The organism is Microvirga sp. Mcv34 (genome assembly GCF_024519725.1).
GTDB lineage: Bacteria > Pseudomonadota > Alphaproteobacteria > Rhizobiales > Beijerinckiaceae > Microvirga.
In genome coordinates, this window is sequence record NZ_JALJRK010000068.1 from 1 (window position 1) to 25,919 (window position 25,919).

At 65.2% G+C, this 25,919-nt stretch carries 24 protein-coding genes and 1 pseudogene; 8 read left to right on the forward strand and 17 right to left on the reverse strand.

What is annotated here, in order from left to right; translation table 11 throughout:
- Positions 1 to 170 precede the first annotated feature (170 nt).
- Both OC446_RS23520 and OC446_RS23525 read right to left on the reverse strand, forming a co-directional pair.
- The gene (locus OC446_RS23520; protein WP_262031444.1) at positions 171 to 686 is read right to left on the reverse strand and encodes a YceD family protein; all 516 of its coding nucleotides are present in this window, start codon (positions 684 to 686) and stop codon (positions 171 to 173) included.
- Between the two features lie 12 nt (positions 687 to 698).
- Entirely contained in the window at positions 699 to 1,229 is a 531-nt protein-coding gene (locus OC446_RS23525; protein ID WP_262031445.1) for a ubiquinol-cytochrome C chaperone family protein, read from the reverse strand.
- Positions 1,230 to 1,331: 102 nt separating this feature from the next.
- On the opposite strand from OC446_RS23525, the gene OC446_RS23530 reads away from it, so the two are divergent.
- The gene (locus OC446_RS23530) at positions 1,332 to 1,787 is read left to right on the forward strand and encodes an outer membrane protein assembly factor BamE (protein WP_262031446.1); all 456 of its coding nucleotides are present in this window, start codon (positions 1,332 to 1,334) and stop codon (positions 1,785 to 1,787) included.
- Positions 1,788 to 1,911: 124 nt separating this feature from the next.
- Here OC446_RS23530 and OC446_RS23535 read toward each other — a convergent pair whose 3' ends face one another.
- The 12 genes from OC446_RS23535 to OC446_RS23590 all read right to left on the reverse strand — a co-directional run bounded on the left by OC446_RS23535 (position 1,912) and on the right by OC446_RS23590 (position 14,461).
- The gene (locus OC446_RS23535) at positions 1,912 to 4,038 is read right to left on the reverse strand and encodes a sodium-translocating pyrophosphatase (protein WP_262031447.1); all 2,127 of its coding nucleotides are present in this window, start codon (positions 4,036 to 4,038) and stop codon (positions 1,912 to 1,914) included.
- Between the two features lie 156 nt (positions 4,039 to 4,194).
- Positions 4,195 to 5,424: an MFS transporter gene (locus OC446_RS23540; protein WP_262031448.1), complete on the reverse strand. Its 1,230-nt coding sequence runs from the start codon at positions 5,422 to 5,424 to the stop codon at positions 4,195 to 4,197.
- Positions 5,399 to 6,388 carry a thiamine-phosphate kinase gene (thiL, locus tag OC446_RS23545; protein WP_262031449.1) on the reverse strand — a complete coding sequence of 330 codons (990 nt, stop codon included), beginning with the start codon at positions 6,386 to 6,388 and terminating at the stop codon, positions 5,399 to 5,401. The genes OC446_RS23540 and thiL overlap by 26 nt, the downstream gene beginning before the upstream one ends.
- 28 nt (positions 6,389 to 6,416) lie before the next feature.
- Positions 6,417 to 6,899 (reverse strand): transcription antitermination factor NusB, encoded by a 483-nt coding sequence (gene nusB / locus OC446_RS23550; RefSeq protein WP_262031450.1) that lies wholly within the window; start codon positions 6,897 to 6,899, stop codon positions 6,417 to 6,419.
- Between the two features lie 2 nt (positions 6,900 to 6,901).
- On the reverse strand, positions 6,902 to 7,390 hold the full coding sequence (gene ribH / locus OC446_RS23555; protein ID WP_262031451.1) for a 6,7-dimethyl-8-ribityllumazine synthase: 489 nt from the start codon (positions 7,388 to 7,390) through the stop codon (positions 6,902 to 6,904).
- A gap of 167 nt (positions 7,391 to 7,557) precedes the next feature.
- Complete coding sequence (locus tag OC446_RS23560) at positions 7,558 to 8,193, reverse strand: riboflavin synthase (protein WP_262031452.1); 636 nt, start codon at positions 8,191 to 8,193, stop codon at positions 7,558 to 7,560.
- Positions 8,193 to 9,332 carry a bifunctional diaminohydroxyphosphoribosylaminopyrimidine deaminase/5-amino-6-(5-phosphoribosylamino)uracil reductase RibD gene (gene ribD, locus OC446_RS23565; RefSeq protein WP_262031453.1) on the reverse strand — a complete coding sequence of 380 codons (1,140 nt, stop codon included), beginning with the start codon at positions 9,330 to 9,332 and terminating at the stop codon, positions 8,193 to 8,195. The genes OC446_RS23560 and ribD overlap by 1 nt, the downstream gene beginning before the upstream one ends.
- A complete protein-coding gene (gene nrdR / locus OC446_RS23570; protein ID WP_262031454.1) occupies positions 9,329 to 9,832 on the reverse strand; it encodes a transcriptional regulator NrdR in 504 nt (167 codons plus the stop codon). Before nrdR ends, ribD begins: the two co-directional genes overlap by 4 nt.
- A 15-nt stretch (positions 9,833 to 9,847) precedes the next feature.
- The gene (glyA, locus tag OC446_RS23575) at positions 9,848 to 11,152 is read right to left on the reverse strand and encodes a serine hydroxymethyltransferase (protein WP_262031455.1); all 1,305 of its coding nucleotides are present in this window, start codon (positions 11,150 to 11,152) and stop codon (positions 9,848 to 9,850) included.
- A 282-nt stretch (positions 11,153 to 11,434) separates the two neighbouring features.
- Complete coding sequence (locus OC446_RS23580) at positions 11,435 to 12,691, reverse strand: murein L,D-transpeptidase (RefSeq protein WP_262031456.1); 1,257 nt, start codon at positions 12,689 to 12,691, stop codon at positions 11,435 to 11,437.
- Positions 12,692 to 12,947: 256 nt separating this feature from the next.
- Complete coding sequence (locus tag OC446_RS23585) at positions 12,948 to 13,409, reverse strand: DUF6163 family protein (protein WP_262031457.1); 462 nt, start codon at positions 13,407 to 13,409, stop codon at positions 12,948 to 12,950.
- Positions 13,409 to 14,461, reverse strand: coding sequence for an enoyl-CoA hydratase/isomerase family protein (locus tag OC446_RS23590; RefSeq protein ID WP_262031458.1), 1,053 nt, complete (start codon positions 14,459 to 14,461; stop codon positions 13,409 to 13,411). The genes OC446_RS23585 and OC446_RS23590 overlap by 1 nt, the downstream gene beginning before the upstream one ends.
- Positions 14,462 to 14,745: 284 nt before the next feature.
- Between OC446_RS23590 and hemB the strand changes: the two genes are divergently transcribed.
- The 6 genes from hemB (at position 14,746) to wrbA (ending at position 20,895) form a co-directional block, all read left to right on the forward strand.
- Positions 14,746 to 15,789 carry a porphobilinogen synthase gene (gene hemB / locus OC446_RS23595; protein WP_262031459.1) on the forward strand — a complete coding sequence of 348 codons (1,044 nt, stop codon included), beginning with the start codon at positions 14,746 to 14,748 and terminating at the stop codon, positions 15,787 to 15,789.
- A gap of 109 nt (positions 15,790 to 15,898) precedes the next feature.
- The gene (locus OC446_RS23600) at positions 15,899 to 17,323 is read left to right on the forward strand and encodes a branched-chain amino acid ABC transporter permease (RefSeq protein WP_262031460.1); all 1,425 of its coding nucleotides are present in this window, start codon (positions 15,899 to 15,901) and stop codon (positions 17,321 to 17,323) included.
- Positions 17,323 to 18,594, forward strand: a complete 1,272-nt coding sequence (locus OC446_RS23605; protein WP_262031461.1) for a threonine ammonia-lyase — start codon at positions 17,323 to 17,325, stop codon at positions 18,592 to 18,594. The genes OC446_RS23600 and OC446_RS23605 overlap by 1 nt, the downstream gene beginning before the upstream one ends.
- Positions 18,595 to 18,604: 10 nt before the next feature.
- Complete coding sequence (locus OC446_RS23610) at positions 18,605 to 19,087, forward strand: RDD family protein (protein ID WP_262031462.1); 483 nt, start codon at positions 18,605 to 18,607, stop codon at positions 19,085 to 19,087.
- A 307-nt stretch (positions 19,088 to 19,394) separates the two neighbouring features.
- Positions 19,395 to 20,141 (forward strand): arginyltransferase, encoded by a 747-nt coding sequence (locus OC446_RS23615; protein ID WP_262031463.1) that lies wholly within the window; start codon positions 19,395 to 19,397, stop codon positions 20,139 to 20,141.
- A gap of 79 nt (positions 20,142 to 20,220) precedes the next feature.
- A complete protein-coding gene (gene wrbA / locus OC446_RS23620; protein ID WP_262031464.1) occupies positions 20,221 to 20,895 on the forward strand; it encodes an NAD(P)H:quinone oxidoreductase in 675 nt (224 codons plus the stop codon).
- A 16-nt stretch (positions 20,896 to 20,911) separates the two neighbouring features.
- Here wrbA and OC446_RS23625 read toward each other — a convergent pair whose 3' ends face one another.
- The 3 genes from OC446_RS23625 to recO form a co-directional block, all read right to left on the reverse strand.
- The gene (locus OC446_RS23625; RefSeq protein ID WP_262031465.1) at positions 20,912 to 21,592 is read right to left on the reverse strand and encodes a hypothetical protein; all 681 of its coding nucleotides are present in this window, start codon (positions 21,590 to 21,592) and stop codon (positions 20,912 to 20,914) included.
- Positions 21,593 to 21,653: 61 nt separating this feature from the next.
- Positions 21,654 to 23,897, reverse strand: coding sequence for a DNA topoisomerase IV subunit A (gene parC / locus OC446_RS23630; protein WP_262031466.1), 2,244 nt, complete (start codon positions 23,895 to 23,897; stop codon positions 21,654 to 21,656).
- A gap of 67 nt (positions 23,898 to 23,964) precedes the next feature.
- Positions 23,965 to 24,696, reverse strand: a complete 732-nt coding sequence (gene recO, locus OC446_RS23635; RefSeq protein WP_262031467.1) for a DNA repair protein RecO — start codon at positions 24,694 to 24,696, stop codon at positions 23,965 to 23,967.
- 198 nt (positions 24,697 to 24,894) lie between these two features.
- Here recO and OC446_RS23640 point away from each other — a divergent pair.
- Positions 24,895 to 25,919 (forward strand): annotated as a pseudogene (locus OC446_RS23640) (hypothetical protein); the annotation flags it as partial.

The following is a 25,919-nucleotide window of genomic DNA, read 5'->3' on the forward strand; positions in this document are numbered from 1 at the left end:
CATCAAGCGAAATACGCACCGGCTTCGGCATGAACGATTGTTCTTTCTTTTAAGTCATTCAACAGGGGGCGGAAAATAGCGGTTTGCAGGTGCTCCGCAACTGAATTCTCGGGGCTGCGGCCACCTTACGTAACGTGCAGATATGTGTTGAGGACCAATGCCGCCAGCCCCTATTCGCCCCCCTTGAGCCTGTTCAAGGCTGCGAAAGGGGAATCCTTTGCATCCCCGGGGTCCTGATAGCTGAAATCAACACCAGGCTTGCGCGGATAGGGATCTAAGCCGAGCGCCAGGAACTCGGCCGTGAGTGCACCGAGATCGATCTGCCCGTTCACGATCTCATCCGGCGGTTCATATTCGTTAATATCGGTGGGCGACTCGGCCGGCATGCCGGAGGGCTCTGCGAAATCCACTTCAACCTCTTCTTCGAGCCTGGAATCGAAGGGATCGAGGGTCGTCACGCAGACCTGCGTGATCGAGGCCTTGACGACACCCGTCACATGAATGCCCTTGGCCGAGGCCTTGAGCTGGTAGTCGCCCGAGAGAGCCTGGATCCCCCGCAGGCCGAAATCCTGCGCCAGCGCGGCGCATTCCTCAGGCGTTGCTTCGACATGAACCTCCTGCCCGCGAGGCGGAATCTTCATGACGTCGATCAGCCGCGACAAGGGTCCCACGGTTTCAGGTGTCATCAGGTGGCCTCCTTAAGCAAAGGTCTCAGGTTCAGGAAAAACGGGCCCCGTCTCCAAAAGCGTGTCCAGATTGACCGCCTTGAGTCCCCGATCGGCTGCAAAAGCATAACGCGCCAGGGCGGCGGCCGGTGCCTCGCTGCCATAGACGTTGCGACCGAGAGCGAGCGCCAGACCTGCCTCGTCGTCGCCGTTCAGGGGGGCATCATAGGCATGGGCCCGCCCGTAGAAGGATTCCGCCACCTTCTTCATCCTTTTTGGCACGACGGTGTCGCCGACGCCCATTTCCCTCAGGGAGGCGTCCATGTCCCGGAAGAAGGCGTCCGTCAGATCCTTGGCCACTTCGTCTGCCGGGTGCGCGAGCTGGCGGAGAGTGCGCAGGGCCAGCACCATATGCAGCGACAGGGCTTCGAAGCGCCCTTCCAAGGTGTCCGGGATGCCAAGTGCCGCATAGAGCCCGGGAGCACGCGAGGCCGTCGCGATTCTCTTATAGAGCGACGCAATGGCGGTTCGCCGGGGGTCTTTGCGGAAGAGACTGAAGATCACGGCTCTGCCCTTCCAAGCTTGTCAAATTCCTAGCCTCGGGTTACGCCATCACCATCCGTAGGCGCAAGCTTATCCGCGCCGCATTTCTGGAAGAACCGTACGATGCGTCGATATCATACCCTTTTGGTGCGCTTGGCTACTGCTACCGTTCTCGCCTCTTCCCTAGCTGCCTGCAACGGCGTGGGGGAGGAATTCCAACGCGGCTATGTCGTGGATGAGCGTGCGCTTGCTCAAGTGAAGAAGGGCATGAGCGCCGATCAGGTCCTCCAGACCCTCGGTACGCCCTCCACCGTGTCCACCGTCGGCAATCGCAACTGGTATTATATCAGCCAGAAGTCCCGCAGGACTCTTCAGTTCATGGGCGAGCAGGTCGTGGACCAGCAGGTCACCGCCGTCTATTTCGACAAGGGCCTGAGGGTCGAGCGCGTCGCTCTTTACGGCCTCCAGGACGGCAGGGTCTTCGACTTCATCAGCCGCACCACCCCGGCCGGCGGCGAAGAGGCAAGCTTCCTGGGCCAGATCTTCAAGGGCATGACCAGCTTCAACCCGTTCAGCTGATCCGCTGTCAGTCAAAGAATTCCGTATGGCCGGGCTTCGTCCCGGCCATTTTCGTTGGGTGTAAGCAAAAAAGAAAACCCGCGGCTCTCGCCGCGGGTCTGAGGATCATTGGAGCCTGAAATCGTTACGAATGCGCAAGGATCGCAAGAAGCAGCAGGGCGATGATGTTGGTGATCTTGATCGCCGGGTTCACGGCGGGGCCTGCCGTATCCTTGTAGGGGTCGCCGACGGTGTCGCCCGTGACGGAGGCCTTGTGGGCTTCCGAGCCCTTGTGATGCGTCGTGCCGGAGGCATCGGTGAACCCGTCTTCGAAGGACTTCTTGGCGTTGTCCCAGGCGCCGCCGCCGGACGTCATGGAGATGGCGACGAAAAGCCCCGTCACGATCACGCCGAGCAGCATCGCACCCACGGCGGAGAAAGCCTCGGACTTGCCCGCCACCCAGTAGACCACGAAGTAGGTCACGATAGGCGCCAGCACCGGCAGCAGCGACGGCACGATCATTTCCTTGATCGCCGCACGGGTCAGCATGTCGACCGCGCGCCCGTAATCGGGACGGTCGGTCCCAGCCATGATGCCCGGCCTCTCCCGGAACTGACGGCGCACCTCCTCCACCACGGCTCCCGCCGCCCGGCCGACCGCCGTCATGGCGATGCCGCTAAACAGGAACGGGATGAGGCCACCGAACAGCAAGCCGACCACCACATACGGATTGGTCAGGGAGAAGTTCGGCGCGACGCCCTGGAAGTAGGGATACTGAGCGGCGTTCTGAGTGAAGTAGTTCAGGTCCGAGGTATAGGCGGCGAACAGCACCAGGGCACCTAGGCCCGCGGAACCAATGGCATAGCCCTTCGTCACCGCCTTAGTTGTGTTCCCGACCGCGTCGAGGGCATCCGTCGACTTGCGGACTTCCTTCGGCAGGCCGGCCATTTCGGCGATGCCGCCAGCATTGTCGGTCACCGGACCGAACGCATCAAGGGCCACGATCATGCCGGCGAGGGCCAGCATGGCCGTCACGGCGATCGCGATGCCGAACAGGCCGGCAAGCTTGAAGGCCACGATGATGCCCGCGATGATGACGATGGTCGGCAGCGCCGTGGCTTCCAGGGAGACCGCGAGACCCTGGATCACGTTCGTCCCGTGACCGGTGACGGAGGATTGCGCGATGGACCTTACGGGCCGGAAGCCCACACCGGTGTAGTACTCGGTGATGACCACGATCAGCGCCGTCACGCCCAGACCGATGACGGCGCACCAGAACAGGGCCTGACCGGTGAACTCGGCGCCGGCAACCGGCCCGAAACCAAGCATCTGCCAGGTGACCAGGGCAATCGCTGCGGCCGACAGGACACCGGTCGCGATGAGGCCCTTGTAGAGCGCGCCCATGATGGACTCGTTCTGCCCGAGTTTAACGAAGAAGGTGCCGATGATCGATGTCACGATACAGGCCGCTCCGATGGCGAGCGGGTACATCAGCATGGTGTCGAGAGTCGCCTGGCCGGCGAAGAAGATCGCCGCGAGCACCATGGTGGCGACCACGGTCACCGCGTAGGTCTCGAACAGGTCCGCCGCCATGCCTGCGCAGTCGCCGACATTATCGCCCACATTGTCGGCGATGGTGGCCGGATTGCGCGGATCGTCCTCAGGAATACCCGCTTCGACCTTGCCCACGAGGTCGCCGCCCACGTCGGCGCCCTTGGTGAAGATTCCGCCGCCGAGACGGGCGAAGATCGAGATCAGCGAGGCTCCGAAGCCGAGGGCCACAAGGCTGTCGATGACCACGCGGTCGGAGGGGTTAAGGCCGGAAACCCTGGTGAGGTAGCCGTAGTAGAGCGCGACGCCGAGAAGGGCGAGACCCGCAACCAGCATGCCGGTGACGGCGCCCGCCTTGAAGGCGACGTCCAGGCCGCCGCCGAGGGACTGGGTGGCGGCCTGGGCCGTGCGGACATTGGCCCGGACCGACACGTTCATGCCGATGAAGCCCGCAGCTCCGGAGAGAATGGCGCCGATAGCGAAGCCGATAGCGACCCGAATGCCGAGGAAATAGGCGATCACGGCGAACAGGACGACGCCCACGATGGCGATCGTGGCGTATTGCCTGCGGAGATAGGCCTTCGCCCCCTCGGCGATCGCACCAGCGATTTCCTGCATGCGCTGAGAACCGGCGTCCCGCTTCATCACATCGCCAATGGCCCAGAAGCCATAGACAATCGAGAGAACGCCGCCCACGATAATTAGGGTGAGTGCCATCATGCCATCCTTGTTATGGGAAAGCAGTAAGCCGCTCCTCAAGGCCCGTTTGTCGGCCTCGATTGGCCCCTACCCCCAGCGAACTTTATATTTGGTGGCAAAAAACTAGGCAGTACGCAACAATCCTACCGGCGCAACCCACAGGAAGGCCTTAATACTTTAAGCGGGTGCGATCAGCTTCGTCTTCTGCTGCCAAGCTAGAAGAAGTAGCGCGACGACGACCGGGGGGAAGACCAGCCAGTTCACGCTTTCCCAGCCGCCTGCGCTCAGGAGCTTGCCCGACGAGAAGGACGCGATGGCGACCGAGCCGAAGATGAGGAAGTCGTTGGCGGCCTGGACCTTGGCCCGCTCCTCAAGCCGGTAGCAGTCGGTCACGAGGGCCGTCGCCCCGATGAAGCCCAGATTCCAGCCGAGTCCGAGCAGAATCAGAGCCGTCCAGAAATGCGCGATTCCGAGGCCGGAGAGGCCAATGATCGCGGCAAGCGCGATCAGCACAAGGCCTGCGGCCGTCACCGGTCCCTTGCCGAACCGGGTGATCAGCCGGCCGGTGAAGAAGCTCGGCCCGAACATCGCCAGGATATGCCATTGGATGCCGAGTGCCGCCGCGCCGATCGGGTGGCCGCAGCCGATCATCGCGAGCGGCGCCGCCGTCATCATGAAGGTCATGAGACTATAGGAGACGAGACCGCTCACGGCGGCCACGATGAAACGGGGCTGGCGTATGATCTCGAGAAGCGGCCTCCCGCCCGTTTTCGCAGCCGTGAGGCCGACGGGAGCGGGGCGCAGGTACGATACGGCGATCATCGAGAGCATCGCCAGGGTTGCCTGCCCCAGGAAGGCCCCCGCGAAGGGGGCGGCCTCGACCGCATCCCTGGTCCAGATCACGGTTTGCGGTCCGATCACACCGGCCACGAGACCTCCGGTCATGACCCAGGAAATCGCCTTGGGCTTGAAGGATTCAGAGGCGGCATCGGTCGCGGCGAAGCGGTAGCTCTGGTTGAAGGAACCGTAGCTCCCGATGATCAGGGTTCCGAGGCAGAACAGAGGGAAACTGAACGCCGCGATGCCGAAGGCAGCCAAGCAGCCGCCGGCGAGGCCGATGCCTGCACCGACCATGTAGCCCAGGCGCCGCCCGGCCTTGCGCATCAGCATGGCGGCCGGGACGGTCCCGAGGGCGAGGCCCAGATTCAGCAGGCTGATGGGGAGCGTCGCCAGCTCCTTGTTCGAGGCGAGCGCCTGTCCGACGAGGCCGCCGAGGGACACGACGATGGCCGGGCTCGAGCCGCCGAGCGCCATGGCGACGGCAAGCACGACGGCGTTGCGCTTGGCGACGGCATCGCTGGCAGACGTGTGGAAGGAGGTATCAGAAATGCTGGTAGGAGCCGACATCGTAGCGTCTTTCGAGACCATTCATCCGAAAGACGGGCAGGTCATGTCCTGAGACGACTCGGCCGATCACGGAGAGGGCAATCCCGACCCTATCGGCCTCTTTCCGGAAACTGTCGAGATTCATTTCCGGCACAGTGCAGAGAATTTCGTAATCGTCCCCGCCGGTCAGGGCGAGATCGAGCAGATCCGGCGAAGCCTGGATCGCCTTTTCGGCCGCTGTCGAAAGCGGCACCCGATCAACCTCGATGAAGGCGCTTGCTCCGCTGACCCGCATCATCTTGGCGAGGTCGCCCGCCAGGCCGTCCGAGACGTCCATGGCGGCGCCGGCATGGTCGCGGAGGGCGGCAGCCAGGGCATGGCGGGGGTGGGGGTGGAGATAGCGATCGGCGAGATGCGCCTGTTCGTCCGGGGATAGATTTGCGGCCCAGGCCGGGGTGGAGCGGAGCTTCAGGCCCAGGGCCGCGTCGCCGATGGTGCCGGAGACGCAGATCAGGTCACCCACATGGGCGGTCGTGCGCCGGACCATGCGGCCTGATGGCACCTCGCCGACGGCCGTGACCGACAGGGTCAGGGGGCCGCTGGTCTTCACCGTGTCACCGCCGAGGAGCGGACAGGCGAAATCCCGCGACGCCTCCCCGAGACCCGCGGCGAACGCGGCGAGCCAGTCCTCGGTCCAGTTCTCCGGCAGGGCGAGGCTGAGCAGGAACCCGGTCGGTTCGGCCCCCTTGGCCGCGAGATCCGAGACGTTCACGCCGAGGGCCTTGCGGGCGATGGAACCGGCAGCATCCTCCGGCAGGAAGTGAACGCGCTCGACCAGGGCATCGACCGTGAGGACGAGGTCGTGGCCCGGCTTGGGGGTGAGGCAGGCCGCGTCATCCGCGAGGCCGAGGCCTCCCGCGCCGGCGATGGGGGCGAAGAAGCGGGCGATGAGGCTATCCTCGCCGGGGCGTTCTCTCGAACTCATCGGCCAACCGCCCTCGCCCGCATGATGCTTACCGCTTGCCCTGCCCGGTCGCCTTCTTCTCGAGTTCGCCCGGACGGACTTCGCGAGCGAGCTTGTCCAGGACGGCGTTCACGAGGCCGGGCTCATCGTCGCCGTAGAAGCCGTGGGTCACGTCCACATATTCAGTGATCACGACGCGGGCCGGCACGTCCTTGCGGAACATGAGCTCATAGCCGCCCGCGCGCAGGATGGCGCGCAGCACGGCCTCGATGCGCTTCAGCGGCCAGTCGGTGGCGAGCGCGCTGTCGATCTTCACGTCGATCTCGCGCTGGTTCTTGACCACGCCCGAGAGAATGTCGCGGAAGAAGGTGTTGTCGGAAGGCTGGAACTCGATTCCCTCGACCTCGCGGCCGATCCAGAAGGTCTCGAACTCGGCGAGCGCGTCGAGCACGGTCTTGCCCGACACGTCCATTTGGTACAGGGCCTGGACGGCAGCGAGGCGAGCGGCCGAGCGCTCTGCTGGCTTCGTCATGATCAGGCCTCCAGTTTCTGTTTGATGCGCAGCACGGCCAGAGCCGCTTCCACCGCTCCCCCGCCCTTATTCAATTCGTTCACGCTCGCGCGGGTCCAGGCCTGCTGATCATTCTCGACGGTGAGGATGCCGTTGGCCAGGGGGATCTTGCGGGCGACGGACAGGTCCATCAGGGCACGGGCGCTCTCGCCGGCGACGATGTCGTAATGTCCGGTCTCACCGCGAATGACGCAGCCCAGGGCCACGACGGCGTCATAGGGGCGCCCCGCCTTCTCGGCCGCGTCGAGCGCGATCGCGATGGTGGCCGGAATCTCGAGCGCGCCGTCCAGGGTCAGGACGTCCATGCTGGCCTGCGCCTCTTCGACGGCGCCCCTGGCGCCGCGCAGCAGCTCGTCGGCGATATCGTCGTAGAAGCGGGCCTCCACGACCAGGATGCGGGTGCCGGGAACCGGCGGACGGGGACTTTTCGGCTTATCGGAAGGCGCGACCATGAGAAATCCGTTCAGAATTCCAATAGAATCTCAGCCCTCATTCTGAGGAGCAGACGAAGGCTCCCCCTCGAAGGAGGGTCCAGAGAGCACTGGATACGCCCTCGTCCGCCGAGACGGCCTGCCGGCCTCCTCAGGGTGAGGGCTATGTCGAGGAAAGTTAAACGTCCCTACTCCGCCCGGCGCGCATCCGCAAGCCGCGCGGCATAGCGGGCCATGAGATCGACTTCGAGGTTGAGCTTGTCGCCGACCTGCCGGTCGCCCCAGGTGGTGACCGCGAGCGTGTGCGGGATGATGAGGACGGAGAACATGTCGTCGTTGACGGAATTCACCGTCAGCGAGGTCCCATCGAGACAGACTGAGCCCTTCTCGGCGATGAACGGCGCGAGCGCATGCGGCGCCTTGATGGTGAAGCGGGCGGTCGGCCCCCAGGGATCGTCGCCGGCGGTGATCGCCTCCTTGGCCACGATGGTGGCGATTCCGTCCACGTGCCCGGTCACGATATGGCCGCCGAGCTCGTCGCCGATCTTCAGGGACCGTTCTAGGTTGATTTTGGTACCGGCCTGCCACTCGCCCACAGTGGTGCGGTCCAGGGTCTCGGCCGCCGCATCCACGTCGAACCAGCAGCCGCCCTCGCGCGGGCCGACCGCGACGACCGTCAGGCACGGCCCGCCGCAGGCGATGGAGGCGCCGAGCGCAATGGTGGCGGGGTCGAAGGATGAATGAATGCGCAGGCGCTTCAGGGTCCCCTGAGCCCCCTCAGCGGTTGCGACCTCACCGACATCGGTGACGATACCCGTGAACATCAGGGTCTCTCCCAGAACATGAAAAGATCGGGGCCGATCTGTTCCTCGGCCCGCAAATCGAGAAAATCCATCCGGTCCTGCAGCCCGAGGCCGAGAGCGGGCACATCGCCCTGCCCCCTGGCCGAACGGCCGGTGATCAGGACCAGCTCGTCGACGAGGTCGGCCGCGGCCAGCGCATCCGCCAGCCCGGGACCGCCCTCGCAGAAGACCTGGGTGAGCCCGCGCGTGCCGAGGAGCCGCATGGCCTCCTCCAGATCCACATGGCCGGACACATCCGCGGACACCCGCATGACCTCGACGCCGAGTGCGGTCAGCGCCCGCTCGGCGTCCGTCGGCGCCCCGACCGTCGTCAGGATCCAGGTCGGGATCTCCCGCGCTCCCATGACCAGACGCGACGTGACCGGCGTTCTCAGATGAGAATCGACGACGATGCGGACCGGCGAACGGTCCTCCAGTCCCGGAAGGCGCACATTGAGCAGCGGATCGTCCGCGAGGACCGTTCCGACCCCGACCATGATGGCATCCGCATGGGCCCGCATCAGATGGACCTTGCCGTTGGCGATCTCGCCCGTGAGCATCAGGCGCGGCCCCTGGCGCGATCCCGCAAAGCCTTCCGTGCTCCGGGCGAGCTTCACGGCGATGGCAGGCCGCATCTTCGTCACGCGGGTGACATGCCCACGATGAAGCCGTGCGCCTTCCTCGGCGAGGCAACCGACGCTCATCGGAATGCCTGCACGGGCGAAGCGCTCCGGTCCCTGACCGGCCGCATGCGGGCTCGGATCGGCGACGCTGACCACCAAGCGGCCGATTCCGGCGGCCACGATCAAGTCCGTGCAGGAGGGACCATGATCCTGGCTGCTGCGGGTGGCGCAGGGTTCGAGCGACACGTAGAGAGCGGCGCCCCGCGCACGCTCACCCGCGGCGGCCAAAGCCACGCGCTCCGCATGGGGACGGCCACCCGGCTGGGTAGTACCCTGAGCGATGATGACCGGAGCGTCGCCGCTCTCGTCCACGATGACGGCGCCCACGGACGGGTTGGGCCAAGTCAGGCCGAGATGGCGCTCGCCGAGGGCGATGGCCAGGCGCATGAAGCGCTCATCCCGATCAGAGTGCTGCCCAGTTCCTCCCGGCTCGCTCATGGCTCGCTCGGCGCGCGCTTCTTCTTGGGCGGCGGCGGAAGCTCGTCCTCGCCTTCAGCCAGCTTGCCAAGAATCTCCTCGAAGTCCTTGGCTTCACGGAAGTTCTTGTACACGGAAGCGAACCGCACATAGGCGACGTCATCGAGGCCCTTGAGCCCTTCCATGACGAGTTCGCCGACGGTCTCACTCGGCACCTCGCCGTCGCTCATGCTCTCGAGCTGGCGCACGATGCCGTTGATCATGCGCTCCACACGCTCGGGATCGACTGGTCGCTTGCGGAGCGCGACCTCCACCGATTGCTGAAGCTTGTCGCGGTCGAACGGCACCCGCCGGCCCGAGCGCTTCAGGACCGTCAGCTCACGCAGTTGCACGCGCTCGAAAGTCGTGAAGCGGCCGCCGCAATCCGGGCAGATGCGGCGACGGCGGATTGACGAGGAATCGTCCGTCGGGCGGGAATCCTTCACCTGGGTGTCCAGGCTCCCGCAATAGGGGCAACGCATGGATCAGCCTAAACCTCAGGCGTAGATCGGGAAGCGGCGGGTCAGCTCGTGGACGCGGTGCTTCACCGATTCCTCGACGGACGCATTGGCCTCGTCACCGTGCTTCGAAAGTCCGTCGAGGGTTTCGACGATCAGCTCGCCCACCCGCTTGAACTCGGCCACGCCGAAGCCGCGCGAGGTGGCGGCCGGGGTGCCGAGGCGGATGCCCGAGGTGACCATCGGCTTTTCCGGATCGAAGGGCACGCCGTTCTTGTTGCAGGTGATGTGGGCGCGGCCGAGGGCCGCTTCCGCCGCCTTGCCGGTGAGCTTCTTCGGGCGCAGATCCACCAGCATCAGGTGGTTGTCCGTTCCGCCCGCCACGATGGCATAACCATTGGCCAGCATGGTGTCGGCCAGGACCTTGGCGTTCTCGACCACCGAGCGGGCATAAAGCTTGAACTCGGGGCGCAGGGCCTCGCCGAAGGCGACGGCCTTCGCTGCGATGACGTGCATGAGCGGACCGCCCTGGAGGCCGGGGAAGATCGCGGAATTGACCTTCTTGGCGATGTCCTCGTCATTGGTGAGGATCATGCCGCCGCGCGGGCCGCGCAGGGTCTTGTGGGTCGTGGTGGTGACCACATGGGCGTGCGGGAACGGAGACGGATGGGCCCCGCCGGCAACGAGCCCGGCGAAATGGGCGATGTCGACCATGAAGAACGCCCCGACCTCGTCGGCGATCTCGCGGAAGCGGGCGAAGTCCCAGAAGCGGGAATAGGCCGAGCCGCCGGCGACGATCACCTTCGGCTTATGGGTGCGGGCGAGTTCAGCCACCTCGTCCATGTCGATGATCTGGTCGCTCTCGCGCACCTTGTAGCTCACCACGTTGAACCACTTGCCGGACATGTTGACCGGGGAACCGTGGGTCAGGTGGCCACCGCAGGCGAGATCGAGGCCCATGAAGGTGTCGCCCGGCTTCATCAGGGCCATGAACACGGCCTGGTTGGCCTGGGAGCCGGAATTGGCCTGAACATTCGCGAACTTGCAGTCGAACAGGCGCTTGGCGCGCTCGATGGCGAGTTCCTCGGCCATGTCGACGAACTGGCAGCCGCCGTAATAGCGGCGGCCCGGATAGCCTTCCGCGTACTTGTTGGTCATCACCGAGCCCTGGGCTTCCAGGACGGCGCGGGAGACGATGTTTTCGGAGGCGATCAGCTCGATCTCATCGCGCTGGCGGCCGAGTTCGAGCCCGATGGCGCGAGCGATCTCAGGGTCGCTGTCGGCAAGGCTCGCCGAGAAAAAGCTGTTGGAGAGATGGCTGTGTGCCGCTTCACTCGCGCTCATGGGATACCCTCGCCTTCCTGTGAGCCCGGCTAGAACCGGCCGCTCGATCCGAAATCGCCCAGGCCTTTATCATGGCTGCCACAGGGGAGCCAACCTGTTCTGGAGAGATGTCTGTGCGGCCGCGGAAATGCAACGGGCAGCCGGGGATGCTCGCGCCCCCGATGTCATGGCGAGGACCATCCAGGCAGGCGTCCCAGCATCCACCAGGAAACCAGCGCCCAAAAACGAAATCACCGGCGCGAGGCCGGTGATGACGTGGAAATCGAAAGCTGTCCCGTAACGTCAGTTCTGCAGGAACATCTCTTCGTCCGGCTCGGTCGGGGTGCGGCTGGCGACGGGGATCGCGCTGCCGAGGCCGTCCTTGTTGTAGATGTCGTCGCGGAACTGCACGAGGCCGTCCGGGGTCGCCCAGGCGGTCATGTAGATCCAGTGGATCGGAACCGGCTGCGCCAGGCGGGCGTCGATGCGGTCGCCCGACTTGAAGACAGCGTCGATCTGCTCGCGGCTCCAGCCGGGCGTGTCCTTCAGGAGCCACTCGATGTAGTCGCGCACGTTCTGCACGCGGATGCAGCCCGAGGACACGAAGCGGAAATCGTCGCCGAAGATGCCCTTGGACGGGGTATCGTGCATGTAGACGCCATCCTTGTTCGGGATGTTGATGCGCACGAAGCCCATGGAGTTGAGTTCGCCGCCCGGATCCTGGCGGAAGCGATAGCGGGTCGCCTCGTCGGAGAACCAGTTCACCTGCGAGGGCGCGATCTCGGTGTTGCCGTTGAAGATACGAATCTTGTTGTCCGTCAGGTAGTTCGGCTCCTTCTGCATCTTCGGGATCAGGTCCTTCTTGATGATCGAAGCGGGCACGGTCCAGAACGGGTTGAAGTTGACCTCCACCACCTTGGTGTTCAGGAGCGGCGACTGACGGTCGCTCTTGCCGACGCCGGCGGCATGGCGGGTGTGGACGACGCCGCCCTCCACCGTCTCGACCAGGGCGGCCGGGATGTTGGCCACCACGTAGCGGTTGGGCAGGCCGCCGGCCACGAGGGTACGCAGGCGGGACACGTTGATCTCGAGCTGGCGGATGCGCACGTCAACGGGCACGTTCATGGCGGCCACGGTCGGGGCCGTCATGGTGCCGGTGGAACTGATGCCGTGGCGGGCCTGGAAGCGGCGCACACCGGCCTCGACGTAGGAATCGTAGATTGGCGATTCGCCGGCCGCCTGGTCGAGGTCGCCCGTGATGATGAGGCGCTGGCGCAGGGCCACGACCGCCGGGCTCTTGGAGCCGACGCGCAGGCCCTGGACGCCCTGAACGGGCATCCAGCCGCCGCGGGCCGCGATGTTGCGGTAATACTCGATCATCTGCTCGGTCGCGGCCAGCGATTCCTGCGACATCATGGGGGTCGAGGTGCGCTGGACGCGGGTACGGGACACCGCCTCGTAGTTCTGCGACCACTCGGCCTGGCTCTGGGCCAGTGCAGCGGTCGCGGGCGTGAAGATCAGGGCGAGCGATCCGGTCAGGAGGGTACGGCGAGAGAACATGAGCGCAAGCTCTTCCCGGTTAGGAGTGGTCGACAATGGCGATGGCGGACGAGCCCGCATCTGCCTGCGTTCCCAGCATAAGTGCCGGGATAGGATTAAAGAACGGTATCGAAAACCAGGAACATCGGGGCCGTTTTATGGCAAACCGGCCGCCCCGCCGCTCCCCGGGCTTTCGAACCGCCTTCTGCACCCATGTAACTTTGAACTGTGCTCTTGAGGATACACTTCTCCGTGAGGAGCGGGGCTCCTGGACGCTTCAGCGATTCTCCTGCGCGGCCAGCCAGGAGATGCCGAGATAGACGGCGATCAGGGTCAGGAAGAACGCCACAGTCATCACTCCGCCGGACACGATGCCCGGGAAGAACGCCGCCAGAATCAGGTGGCTCATGATGGCGAGCAGCCACATGATCCCGCCCCAGGTGCTGGCCATCCAGAGGCCGACCGCCGCGATCAGGTCAATCAGCGCGAAATAGATGATTGTGGCCTGGTAGCCCATCGAGCGGCTCTCGAAATGCCCGACCGGGGTCCAGATTCCGAGGATCACCGCCCAGGCGCTCAGGCCTTTCATGATCCACAGGATCGCCAGGACCCGCATGAACCAGGTGAGAACGAAGCTCCAGCGCATGATGGAGGTGGCGACGGGCCGCTCCTCGATCCGGTCGGAGAGGTATTCCCGGGCCGCCTGGGCGGATGCGCTCTGTTGGCTGTTGCGGAACATCAGGCGACCTCCAGTTCCCGGTCGCCCAGATGGGCGAAGTGGCGTTCGATGGCGGCTTTCTCCACCCCCTCAAGGGAGGCGGGCCGCCAGCCGGGGTTGTTGTCCTTATCGATCAGCACCGCCCTCACGCCCTCGTAGAAGTCGTGGCCGTCGCCGATGCGGGAGACAATGCGGAACTCGGTCTTCATAGCCTCCTCGAAGTCCATCGTCGCCCCCCGGCGCACCTGCTCGAAGGCAAGGCACAGGCTCGTCGGCGACTTCGTCCCCATGCCCGCGGCGGTCTTCGCGGCGAACTCGGAGCCCTTCTCGGCCGCAGCGTCGAGACGCGCCAGGACGTCGATCACGCTCCCGGCCGAGAAGCAGGAATCGATGAGGTCCCGCTGGTCCTCCAGGGGCCCGGCGCCCGGATCGGTCGCGACGCGGGCCAGGGCCGCCTCGACGGCATCGCCGCCGATCAGCGCGTCCCGGAGACCCGGGATGTTCCCACTCGGCACCGCATGGCTTGCGAGCCCGAGCATCATGGCGTCGGCCCGCTTCACCCGTTCGCCGGTGAGCGCGAGATACGTGCCGGTCCGCCCCGGCAGGCGCGGCAGCGCATAGGTCGCGCCGACATCGGGGAAGAAGCCGATACCGACCTCCGGCATCGCGAAGAGATAGCGGTCACCCGCGACCCGGTGGGTGCCGTGCAGGGACACACCGACGCCACCGCCCATGACGATTCCGTCGATGAGGGCGATATACGGCTTTGGATAGCGCTTGATCGCGATATTGAGCTGATACTCCTCGCGCCAGAAGGCGAGCGCCTCCTCGCGCCGTCCGGCCTTCAGGTCTTCCGTGAGCTGGCGGATGTCGCCCCCGGCGCAGAACGCCTTCTCGCCCGCGCCCTGGACGACGATCCGCGTCACCGTGGGATCATGCTCCCAGGAATCGAGCGCCCGGCGCATCTCGCGGACCATGCCGAGCGTCAGGGCGTTGAGCGCCTTCGGACGGTTGAGCGTGATGAGGCCCGCCTCGCCCTGCTTCTCGCAGAGAACTTCAACGCTCTCGTCCATGGAACACTCCTTCGCTTCGGTTCGGCTTAGAACAAGGCCCCGCCCGCCCGTCAATGGACACGATGTCGTTGCCGTAAGGGCACCCTCGACGTCCTCTCCGGCCTCGTGCCGAGGATCACGTCCGAGGCATAGCGCGCCCCCTGTCCCGGCTGCATGGCTGGGTTGAGGGCAATTTCACACGGATCGGGCCGAACTGCGACCTCGGACCCTTTTTTAGAGCAATTTAAATGTGCTAACCCTCGAGTCCTTCGCCGGCGCATCGAAGCCGGCGCCGTGTGAGGATCATGTCGAAACTGTCGCCGCTCCCCCGCCGCTCCTCGGATGAAACTCCCGCCGCATCCCTGAACCTCTCTCACCGCCTGCGACGCAACCGCAAGGCCGAGTGGTCGCGGCGGCTGGTGCAGGAGAATGTGCTGACGGCCAACGACCTGATCTGGCCGATCTTCGTCGTGGAGGGCGCCAGCGGCCGGACGCCGGTGGCTTCGATGCCGGGCGTCGATCGCCTGACCATCGCCGAGGCCGTGCGCGAGGCCGAGCGGGCCGCCTCGCTCGACATCCCGGCCATCGCTCTTTTCCCCTATACCGATCCGGCTCTGCGCGACCCGACCGGATCCGAGTCCCTCAACCACCGCAACCTGGTCTGCCGCGCGGCGCGCGAGATCAAGAAGGCCGTGCCGAATATCGGCATCGTCTGCGACGTGGCCCTCGATCCCTATACCAGTCACGGTCATGACGGCGTGATGGACGGCGAGCGCATCCTCAACGACGAGACGGTCGCCCTGCTGGTGCGCCAGGCCGTGCTTCAGGCGGAAGCCGGCGCCGACATCATCGCCCCGTCGGACATGATGGACGGGCGCGTGGCCGCCATTCGCGAAGGCCTCGACGCGGCCGGGTTCCTGGACGTGCAGATCATGGCCTACGCGGCTAAATACGCGTCCGCCTTCTACGGCCCGTTCCGCGACGCCATCGGCACCAGCGCCACCCTGGTCGGCGACAAGCGCACCTACCAGATGGACCCGGCCAATTCCGACGAAGCCCTGCGCGAGGTCGCCCTCGACCTGGAGGAGGGCGCCGACATGATCATGGTCAAGCCCGGCATGCCCTATCTCGACATCGTCCGCCGGGTGAAGGAGACCTTCGCGGTCCCGACCTTCGCCTACCAAGTCTCCGGCGAGTATGCCATGATCCAGGCCGCGGCCGGGAACGGCTGGATCGACGGGGAGCGGGCGATGATGGAAAGCCTCCTGGCCTTCAAGCGCGCCGGCGCGGACGGCATCCTCACCTATTTCGCCCCTCAGGTCGCGCAGAAGCTGAAGAACCGGGGCTGACCATTCCTGGCGTTGCCGCTCACGATGTCATCACCGGCCTTGTGCCGGTGATCCCGATTCGGAAAGCGCCCCGCTTCACAGCATCGGGATGGCCAGGACAAGCCCGGCCATGACGGAGGGTTGCACCCGGCTCTCCCGCTTCGTCACCCCGCAAGAGACAGGGAGGAAACCGGCGTCGGCCCTCCCAAGCCTCTCTCGAAAGCTCCCACGCTTCGCCGCGCTCCTGTGTGGGCTCGGCTTCCTCGCCGCCTGCGGGCTCACGATCGACGCGGGCCAGGCGCGGGTCTGCCGCTCCGCCCTTCCCGCTCTCAACCCGAATGCCAGGATCACCGTCGAGCGCATCCAGGCCGGTCCAGTACCGCGGAGCCTGAGGGTCGAATATCTGGCGGAGTACCCGGACCGGCCGATCCTCCAGCGCTTCGCGATCTGCCAGTTCATGGCCGAGGGGCTTTCTCCCAACAAGGCCGAACTGGAGGGCCTCGCCACCGAGGAGGGCCCGCTCTCCGGCGCCAGCCTCTACCTGCTCAAGCGCTATTATCTCGAAACGCCGGAAGGGATGGCCGGCGATCCGGGAAGCCGGCCATCCGCCGATGCGCTCGAGATTCCCAAAGGGCTCGCCTACTGGCTCCAGCAGATCCTGGTGAGCCTGCCCCGAACGGCGATCTATGCCCTGTTGTCGGTCGCCTATGCGCTGGTCTTCGGCCTGACCGGGCGGATCAACCTGGCCTTCGGGGAACTCGCGGCGGTCGGCTCGGCGGCCACCATCGCGGGAGCCTCGATCCTGCTCATCTCCGGCACGAGTTCGCCCGTCCTCGGCCTCGCGGTCGGCTTGGCGGCTTCCCTGTTCGCGGGAGCGATTCACAGCGCGGCCGGCGGCTATTTCACCATCGGGCGCATCGCCGGGCCGAGTTCGCAGCCGAGCCTGATCGCGACGGTCGGCATGGGCCTCTTCCTGATGGAGTACCTGCGCCTCGTGCAGAGCCCCGTGACGGTCTGGCTGCCGCCGATCTGGTCCGAGGCCTGGTCCCTCGCCCGGGCGGAGGATTTCCTCGTCAGCCTGACGCCGATCACCGTCATCACGGCGGGAATCGGTCTCGCGGCGGCACTCGGCCTCCTGTGGCTCGTCCAGGCGACGGGCTTCGGGCGGGCCTGGCGAGCCTATGCGGACGACGCGAAGGCGGCGGCGCTCATGGGCGTCGACGGAATGCGCCTCCTGGTCCAGACCCTCGCCCTGGCCGGCGCCATGGCCGGGCTCTCCGGCATGCTGATCGTGGCGCAATACGGCGGCCTGGGATTCGCCGGAGGCTTCCAGTACGGCCTCAAGGCGCTGATCGCCGCCGTGATCGGAGGCATTGGCTCCATCCCCGGAGCAATGTTAGGAGGTTTCGCCGTGGGGCTGTTCGAAACGCTGTGGTCGGCGTATCTCCCCATCGAGATACGCGACATGGCGCTTTACGTGACCCTCGTGGTGTTTCTGATCTTCCGGCCCGGCGGCCTGCTGGGCTTCAGGGATCCGACACCGAGAACCGTTTAATGGCGTATAATGATGTTTTGGAGGACGCTGTGGCCGATTACGCCATTACCATCGAGGATGTGAAGCGCGCGGCGGAGACGATCCAGGGGCAGGTCCTGCGGACGCCCCTCGTGCCGTCCCCGCGCCTGTCGCAACTCACCGGCGCGACCGTGTGCGTCAAGCACGAGAACATGCAGCCGACCGGCTCCTTCAAGGAACGCGGCGCCACCACCAAGCTGGAGAGCCTCACGGCGGCCGAACGCCAGCGCGGCGTCATCGCCATGTCGGCCGGAAACCACGCCCAGGCAGTCGCCTATCACGCGCGACGACTCGGTATCCCGGCAACCATCGTGATGCCTGTCGGAACCCCGATGGTGAAGGCGGAGAACACCCGCTCCTACGGCGCGCGGGTCATCCTGGAGGGCGAGACCCTCTACGAATCCGCCGCCCGGGCCCGCGAGATCGCCGAGGCCGAGGGGCTCGTCCTCGTCCATCCCTACGACGACCCGAAGGTGATGGCCGGACAAGGCACCATCGCGCTCGAAATGCTGGCCGACGCGCCCGATCTCGACCAGATCGTCGTGCCTATCGGCGGCGGCGGGCTGATCTCCGGCATCGCCGTCGCGGCGAAGGCCCTGAAGCCGTCCATCGAGATCGTCGGCGTGGAAGCGGCCCTCTACCCGTCCTTCCGCAATGCCATCCTCGGTGAGAACCGCCCCATCGGCGGCGCGACGCTCGCGGAAGGCATCGCGGTCAAGACCGTGGGCCAGCTTCCCCTGCCTATCGTCCGTGATCTCGTGTCCGACATCATCGCCGTGGAGGAGCCCCTGATCGAGCGCGCGGTCAATGCGTATGCCACCCTGCAGAGGACCATGGCGGAAGGCGCCGGCGCGGCGGGGCTCGCGGCCATGCTGGCCCAGCCCGAGCGCTTCCAGGGCAAACGGGTCGGCCTGGTGCTCTGCGGCGGCAACATCGACGCCCGCATCCTCGCCTCAGTCATGGTGCGCGAGCTCGAGCGGGACGACCGGATCACGTCGTTCCGCATCACCTCCAACGACAGGCCGGGCCTGCTCGGGCGGGTGGCGAGCCTTCTCGGCAACCTCGGAGCCAATATCCTCGAGGTCTCGCACGGCCGCCTGTTCCTCGACGTGCCGGCAAAAGGCGTTTCCATCGACATCACTATCGAAACGCGGGATCGAGCACATACATTAGAGGTGTTCGAGGCCCTGGCAGCGGAGGGCCTCGCGCCGCAGCGGATCGTATCCCGCAGCCTGCCCGAGACCGCCTTCTGAGGAGTGACCGATGGTCAATCAGCCCTATCCGCCGACCCTGAACTACCCGTCCTACGGGCCGGACACCCGGTTGACGGAGGGCGTCATCTCCCGGCGCTTCTGGGCTTACATGATCGATCTGGTCGTGATCGCCCTCTGGGTCGTCCTGGTCTCCATCGGGATCTTCTTCCTCGGCATCATCACGCTCGGCCTCGGCTGGGGCCTGTTCTTCGCCCTGCCGCTCACGGCCCTGATCTTCATCGTCTACAACGCGGTCACCATCGGCGGCGCCTCCCAGGCGACAGTGGGCATGCGCTACATGGGCCTGCGCGTCATCGACCCGAACACGGGACGAGGCCCCTCGCCCCTCGCCGCGGCCGTGCACGCGCTCTTCTTCTACGTGGCCATCTCGACCTTCCTGCTCTGGGCCTGCGACGTGCTCGTCGGCTTCGTCCGCGACGACCGCCGCTTCATCCGCGACCTGCTCACGGGCATGATGGTGGTGAGGGCTTAGGGTTTGGACTTGCGGGTCCGGCACGACAGTCGTCACCTCCCGTCATTCCGGGGCGGCTCCTCAGAGCCGAACCCGGAACCCATAGCCGCCACCCATCAGGGATGAGCAGGCAGCGTCGTTCCCCTTCTCGCATCCTCAGCGGCTATGGGTTCCGGGTTCCGCTGCGCGGCCCCGGAATGACAGCGTAGTACCCCGCTCGACTACAAACCCCTGTGACATTCGCCCACTTTTCCTGGACGTTCCGGACACCAATGTTATCCTTGAGCGTTGACGTAGCGCTCAAGGTTTCTCCACGAGGCTTTCCCGATTGACGAGCCAGCCCCGCGACGCCCCGCAATTCTACCTCACCTCCCCGTCCGCATGCCCGTACCTGCCGGGCAAGGAGGAGCGAAAGGTTTTCACGCACATCGTGGGACGGCGCGGCCGGGAGTTGAACGAGATCCTCACGCAGGGCGGCTTCCGGCGCTCTCAGACCATCGCCTACCGGCCCGCCTGCGACGCGTGCCGAGCCTGCGTGTCCGTGCGCGTCCTCGTGAACGAGTTCGAGCCCTCCGGCAACCTGCGACGCGTCCTGAAGGACAATGCCGACCTGATCGGCAACCCGCTGCCCAACCGCCCCACCTCGGAACAGTATTCGCTCTTCCGCCGGTACGTGGACACACGCCACGCCGATGGCGGCATGGCCGACATGACGGTGCTCGACTATTCCATGATGGTCGAGGACAGCCATGTTGATACGAAGGTGATCGAATATCGCCGGCGCGGGATCGACAGCGGCATCACGGGCAAAGGTTCGGGCGACCTGATCGCCGTGTGCCTGACCGACGAGATGAGCGACGGGCTTTCGATGGTCTACTCGTTCTATGACCCGGACATGCTGGATCGCAGCATCGGCACCTTCATGATTCTCGACCATATCCGCCGCGCGAAGGCGATGGGCCTGCCCTATCTCTATCTCGGCTACTGGGTCGAAGGCTCCAAGAAGATGGGCTACAAAGCCCGCTTCAAGCCCCAGGAGCGCCTGCTCGCTCATGGTTGGGCGCGGGTGGATTGACCCGCACCTTCATCGCCTCAGGAACAACCCGCCCCGTCCCTTGTTCGTTGCGTAACTCTCGCGCGAACGAAGGTGCTCCATGGCGAAGATCCTGGTCCTCTATTACTCGTCCTATGGTCATATCGAGACGATGGCTCGGGCCATCGCGGAAGGTGCCCGCTCGGTCGCGGGGGCCGAGGTCGTCGTCAAGCGCGTGCCGGAACTCGTGCCGGAGGAGATCGCGCGCAAATCGGGCATGAAGTTCGACCAGGATGCGCCCGTCGCGAACCCGAATGAACTGGGCGACTACGACGCGATCATCTTCGGCACGCCGACCCGCTACGGCAACATGGCCGCGCAGATGCGCAACTTCCTCGACCAGACCGGCAGCCTATGGGTGAAGGGAGCCCTGGTCGGCAAAGTCGGGAGCGTGTTCGCCTCCACGGCCACGCAGCACGGCGGGCAGGAGACGACCATCACGTCGTTCCACACCACGCTGCTCCACCATGGCATGATCATTGTCGGCCTGCCCTATTCCTATCCGGGACAGACCAAGATGGACGAAGTCTCGGGTGGCACGCCCTACGGGGCGACGACACTCGCCGGCGGCGACGGCTCGCGTCAGCCGAGCGAGAACGAACTCGGCGGCGCCCGCTTCCAAGGCCGCCACGTGGCCGAGATCGCAACCCGCCTCGAACGCGGCGCGGGAGAGCGCGGCCCGGTCCCGCCGGACATGGACAACCCGACCGAGACGACGGGCGGCACGGCGGGTTGAGTGGGTGACTACACGCTTATACGTTGGTTCGAGGCCAAGATATTTGAGTATCAGACAGCATCTCTTTGAGAGAAAGGTGCAGATGATGTGAGGCTTCAAGGTGGAATTTGTACTTAAATGCGCTTTTAGCTAGGTTTTTGGCAAAATGAGGCATGTCAGGGGTTGCGACACGATCTAAATAATTTGATCTCTCACTAGCGTCATCATTGATCGAGTCAAATAAATTATGCTTGTTTAGAAACTCTAGAATCGTTGGCCCGACTTGGGATTCGCAAAGAGCAATAATATCCAAGATATAATAGCCAAAAGAATTTCTCATTATTTCTTTCTTGTTTTCTATATCAAGCATCATCTCCGGAGCGTGAACCACAATGAGCCCATCAACGACTGATCCTCGTTTGGTTATATCCTCGCCCCTATGAACCAAAGCGTTACGCAACGCAGAAATATAGCGGAGATTGTTTTTGCCATCGGGGTTTCCGGGAAGAACGAACCTTGCCTTAAGCGTCGTCTTGAAATCCTTATCTAGAAATTCCTGAACGTACTCAATTGCTGAGAGCAAATTGACAAAATACAGAGTGTGAAAAAACCTCAGCTCGAACACATCGGCTGGGGGCTTGAAGCAGAGGAGCTTTGCCCGAGCGTATTGTTTGCATTCAAAATACCATTTTATTGCTGCCAGCACACCATCATTCATCAGAATTTTCTCAATTGTTGGCGTGCTGACATGAGCTACCTGTTGCTAAGTGAGATCTAACCTACTCGAACTTGTTCGACTTCGGGAAGCCCTTCGGCGGCAGGCGGCCAGCTTCGGTGCGGTCGCCCATCCAGTCGCGGAGGTCTTCCTTGGCAACCGTCCAGGTGCGGCCGGAGGTGTCCTTCCAGGTCAGGCCCTCCTTGAGGGTGAAGACCTTGGCGTCGGAGACGCCGCCGTCCTTGTAGCGCTGGAGGCGCACGCCCTTGCCGCGGGTCATCTCCGGCACCTGCTTCATCGGGAAGACGAGGAGCTTGCGGTTCTCGCCGATGATCGCCACGTGATCGCCCTCGGCCTCGGCGCAGACCACCATCTTGGCCGGCGCGTCGAGGTTGAGGATCTGCTTGCCCTTGCGGGTGTTCGCCGTGATCTCGTCGGTGGGCACCACGAAGCCGCGTCCGTCGGTGGCGACCACGAGCAGCTTCGAACCGGCCCGATACGGGAAGGCCGCGATGAAGTCGGCGCCCTCCTCCAGGTCGACCATGAGGCGGATCGGATCGCCGAAGCCGCGCCCGCCCGGGAGCTTCGAGGCGTCAAGGGTGAAGAAGCGCCCGTTATCCGCCACCACGACGATCTTGGACGTGGTCTCGGCGAAGAACGCGGTCTTCAACGCATCGTCGCCCTTGAACTGCACGCCCGAGAGATCGGCCTGATGGCCCTTCATGGCGCGGATCCAGCCCTTCTCGGACACGATGACGGTGATCGGCTCGCGCTCGATCATCGCTTCCGCGAAGTCGATGTCGGAGGTGTCGGGCGCCTCGGCGAAGGTAGTGCGGCGCTTTCCGAGCGGAGTATCCGGCCCGAAGGTCTTGCGGACCTCCTTGATCTCGGCGGAAATGGTCTTCCACTGCACCTTCTCGGAGCCGAGCAGCTCCTCGATTTTCGCCTTCTCGTCCTGCAGGTTCTTCTGCTCGCGCTTGAGCTCCATCTCCTCGAGCTTGCGCAGGCTCCGCAGGCGCGTGTCGAGGATGGCGTTCGCCTGGACCTCGGTGAGCTTGAAGACGCGCATCAGCTCCTGCTTCGGCTCGTCCTCCTCGCGGATGATTTTAATCACCCGGTCGAGGTCGAGATAAACGATGAGGAGGCCACCGAGGATCTCCAAGCGCCGGTCAATGGCCGCCAGCCGGAAGCCCGAGCGGCGGATCAGCACCTCGCGGCGATGGTCGAGCCATTCGCGCAGGCATTCCACGAGCCCGAGCACCTTCGGCACCTTGCCGCCGGCGAGCACGTTCACGTTCATCGGGATGCGGCTCTCCAGCTCCGTGAGCTTGAAGAGCGACTCCATCAGGATGATCGGATCGACCGTCTTGGCGCGCGGCTCCAGAACGACGCGAATGTCCTCGGCCGATTCATCGCGCACATCGGCGAGCAGCGGCAGCTTCTTCTCCTGCAGCAGCTCGGCGATCTTCTCGATCAGGCGGGACTTCGGCACCGAATAAGGAATCTCGGTGACGACGATCTGCCAGTTGCCGCGGCCGAGATCCTCCTTGGCCCAGCGGGCGCGCACCCGGAACGAGCCGCGGCCCGTCCGGTAGGTCTCGGCCATGGCGGTCGGCGTATCGACGATGATGCCCCCGGTCGGCAGGTCCGGCCCCGGCACGAACTGCATCAGCTGTTCGGAAGTGGCGTTCGGCTTCGAGATCAGATGAAGCGCCGCGTCGCAGAGTTCGGCGGCGTTGTGCGGCGGGATCGACGTCGCCATGCCGACCGCGATGCCCTGCGAGCCGTTGGCGAGCAGGTTCGGGAAGGCCGCCGGGAGAACCACCGGCTCCTCGTTGGTCTGGTCGTAGGTTTCGCGGAAATCGACCGCGTCCTCGTCAATGCCCTCTAGCAGCAGGCGCGCCACTTCCGTCATGCGCGCCTCGGTGTAGCGCATGGCGGCGGCGTTATCGCCGTCGATATTGCCGAAATTCCCCTGCCCGTCCGCCAGCGGGTAACGCTGGGCGAAATCCTGCGCCATGCGCACCAGGGCGTCGTAGATCGACTGGTCGCCGTGCGGGTGGAACTGACCCATCACGTCGCCGACGATACGGGCGCATTTCTTGGGCGCCGACTTGGGGTCGAGGCGCAGGAGGCGCATGGCGTGCAGGATGCGGCGGTGGACCGGCTTCAGGCCGTCGCGCGCGTCGGGCAGCGCCCGGTGCATGATGGTGGAGAGCGCATAGGCGAGATAGCGCTCCTCCAGAGCGTCCTTGAGATTGATGTTCTCGATCTCGCCCCCTGACGGCGGATTGACCGGCTTACCCATTACTCGAAATCCTCAATTGCGAATCGCTTCTTTATCACTTCGAAAGAGAACATAACAGAAACAAACCTCAATCGTCCCCAGCCGTGGCCAGTGCGACGAAACGCGCCCGCTCCTCGGGGGCCTTCCGCCCATGTGGCTCGAAGACGTTCTGATGCAGGAAGAAATCCGTGAGGGCAAATCCCGCCCGGATCTCCTCCTCGTCTGGCCGGTTGGACCTGGATTGGCCGATCAGGAAGCCCGGCAGCTTCAGGAGCCTGTCCTTGTAGGGCTCGCCGGCCTCGGCGCTGACCGCCCGTCCGCTTCGGGGCGAGACATAGACCAGATCCCTCTCGGAACCTGTTGCCGCACAGGACGTCAGGTCCAGGCCAAAGCCGAGCTCGGTCAGCATGGCGAGCTCGAACCGAACGAAGAGCGGCGGCGCGAGATCGGGATCGTCCAGGTGATCGACCAGGACGGTCATGGTCTCGTAGAGGGCAAAATGCGGGTCGCGCTCGGGAAAGTAGCGCATCAGGTGGGCCAAGGTGGCGAGGCCATAGAGCGCCATGGAGGAATCCATGAGCCTTGCAGCGCGCAGGTTCAGCCCCTCGACCTGATAGGCCCCGAGATTGTCGTCGAGCCTGGCCCGCCAGGTCGCCTGCACGGTGTTGCCCGGCTGGAGGACTGCCCGAAGGGTCTTTGAGCGGCCGCCATGCACGAGGCCGAGATGCCGGCCGTGCCCACGGGTCATCAGCTCGAGGATGACGCTCGTCTCACCATGTTTGCGAACGCCGAGAACGACGCCTTCATCAGTCCATTGCATCCGCGCGGCTGCCTTCGGCGAGAGTGCTTCCTGAACTCCCGATGTAAGCATTCAGGCGGCATTCATCCATGTTTTTCAACGATATCGGCGAACTTCTAAAATTCTGTTTCAGAACCGGAATCCTGCCTTTTTTCGGAACCAAACCAGCAGCGTGACATTGTCGATGACTTCACTCTGCCAAATGATGAATTGAGGACCATGAAGCTTTCCCGTCTGTTTCTTGCGAGTACCGCCCTTCCCCTCCTGCTGCTGCCGGTCCATGTCTCGGCACTCCCATCGGAACCCGTAAAGCCCCTCGTCCTGGCCCAGGCCGGGCCCGACACCGATGAAGAGCTGCCACCCGGTGCACGGCAGAGGCGCCAGAGACCGGACGGGGAGCGTCGTGGAGGCCCCGGCCAGGAGCGCCGGCAGGGTGGACAGGATCAGGGAGGCCCCGGCGCCTCCGAGGAGCGCGGCCAGCGGCCGCCCCGTGGCGCGGCCCCGGGCGGACAGCGTCCAGGCGAGGAACCGGGCGCTCAGCGGCCCCGTCGCGAGCCCGGCCCGCCGGGCGAACGGCCAGCCCCGCCTGCGGAAGCGGCCCCGCCCCGCCCGGCGCAGCCTCCCGCCGAGAGGCCTGCTCCTCCGGCCGAGAGGCCGGCTGCTCCGGCCGAGCGCCCCCCAGCTCCAGCCGCGAAACCTCCTGCCCCCGCCGAGACCCCGGCAAGGCCGCCGCGGCCAGCTCCCCAGGAGCGTGAGCAGGCACCGGCCGAGCGCCCTCGTCCGCAGCCCCCTGCAGGCCAGAACCGCCCGGCTGCGCCGGCGCCAGCTCCGCAGCAGGTCGCACCTCCGGCCCCACAGCCGGCGCCCAACGCCGCCCCGGCTGAACGCCAGCGTCCGGGCCGTTCGGACAACACGGAGAATCCCGACCGCACCCGCGGCCAGCGCCCGGAACAGCCGAACACGCCGCCTGCGCCTCCGGCCCCTCAACCGGCTCCGCCCGCTCCGAGCCGGGCACCGGCTCCGCCGCCGCCAGCTCCGGCTCCTGCTCCGGCTCCTGCGGCCCCTGCTCCCGCGCCCCGCGCCCAGCAGCCGGTGCCTCCCGGGCCCGGCGGGCAGTTCCAGCAGGCGCCCGGCCGTCCGGGATCGTTTCAGTCCGGGCCGGGCCGCGCCGAGCCGCTCGATCCGTCGCGGGTCCGCATCGAAGACCTGCGCAATCAGCGGCGCGAGCGGCGCGAGGGCGATCG

Excerpts from the sequence above, each read along its gene's own strand:
- OC446_RS23520 (WP_262031444.1), bottom strand. The coding sequence starts at position 686 with ATGACACCTGAAACCGTGGGACCCTTGTCGCGGCTGATCGACGTCATG.
- OC446_RS23530 (WP_262031446.1), top strand. The coding sequence starts at position 1,332 with ATGCGTCGATATCATACCCTTTTGGTGCGCTTGGCTACTGCTACCGTT.
- OC446_RS23535 (WP_262031447.1), bottom strand. The coding sequence starts at position 4,038 with ATGATGGCACTCACCCTAATTATCGTGGGCGGCGTTCTCTCGATTGTC.
- OC446_RS23540 (WP_262031448.1), bottom strand. The coding sequence starts at position 5,424 with ATGTCGGCTCCTACCAGCATTTCTGATACCTCCTTCCACACGTCTGCC.
- thiL (WP_262031449.1), bottom strand. The coding sequence starts at position 6,388 with ATGAGTTCGAGAGAACGCCCCGGCGAGGATAGCCTCATCGCCCGCTTC.
- nusB (WP_262031450.1), bottom strand. The coding sequence starts at position 6,899 with ATGACGAAGCCAGCAGAGCGCTCGGCCGCTCGCCTCGCTGCCGTCCAG.
- ribH (WP_262031451.1), bottom strand. The coding sequence starts at position 7,390 with ATGGTCGCGCCTTCCGATAAGCCGAAAAGTCCCCGTCCGCCGGTTCCC.
- OC446_RS23560 (WP_262031452.1), bottom strand. The coding sequence starts at position 8,193 with ATGTTCACGGGTATCGTCACCGATGTCGGTGAGGTCGCAACCGCTGAG.
- ribD (WP_262031453.1), bottom strand. The coding sequence starts at position 9,332 with ATGAGCGAGCCGGGAGGAACTGGGCAGCACTCTGATCGGGATGAGCGC.
- nrdR (WP_262031454.1), bottom strand. The coding sequence starts at position 9,832 with ATGCGTTGCCCCTATTGCGGGAGCCTGGACACCCAGGTGAAGGATTCC.
- glyA (WP_262031455.1), bottom strand. The coding sequence starts at position 11,152 with ATGAGCGCGAGTGAAGCGGCACACAGCCATCTCTCCAACAGCTTTTTC.
- OC446_RS23580 (WP_262031456.1), bottom strand. The coding sequence starts at position 12,691 with ATGTTCTCTCGCCGTACCCTCCTGACCGGATCGCTCGCCCTGATCTTC.
- OC446_RS23585 (WP_262031457.1), bottom strand. The coding sequence starts at position 13,409 with ATGTTCCGCAACAGCCAACAGAGCGCATCCGCCCAGGCGGCCCGGGAA.
- OC446_RS23590 (WP_262031458.1), bottom strand. The coding sequence starts at position 14,461 with ATGGACGAGAGCGTTGAAGTTCTCTGCGAGAAGCAGGGCGAGGCGGGC.
- hemB (WP_262031459.1), top strand. The coding sequence starts at position 14,746 with ATGTCGAAACTGTCGCCGCTCCCCCGCCGCTCCTCGGATGAAACTCCC.
- OC446_RS23600 (WP_262031460.1), top strand. The coding sequence starts at position 15,899 with ATGACGGAGGGTTGCACCCGGCTCTCCCGCTTCGTCACCCCGCAAGAG.
- OC446_RS23605 (WP_262031461.1), top strand. The coding sequence starts at position 17,323 with ATGGCGTATAATGATGTTTTGGAGGACGCTGTGGCCGATTACGCCATT.
- OC446_RS23610 (WP_262031462.1), top strand. The coding sequence starts at position 18,605 with ATGGTCAATCAGCCCTATCCGCCGACCCTGAACTACCCGTCCTACGGG.
- wrbA (WP_262031464.1), top strand. The coding sequence starts at position 20,221 with ATGGCGAAGATCCTGGTCCTCTATTACTCGTCCTATGGTCATATCGAG.
- OC446_RS23625 (WP_262031465.1), bottom strand. The coding sequence starts at position 21,592 with ATGAATGATGGTGTGCTGGCAGCAATAAAATGGTATTTTGAATGCAAA.
- parC (WP_262031466.1), bottom strand. The coding sequence starts at position 23,897 with ATGGGTAAGCCGGTCAATCCGCCGTCAGGGGGCGAGATCGAGAACATC.
- recO (WP_262031467.1), bottom strand. The coding sequence starts at position 24,696 with ATGCAATGGACTGATGAAGGCGTCGTTCTCGGCGTTCGCAAACATGGT.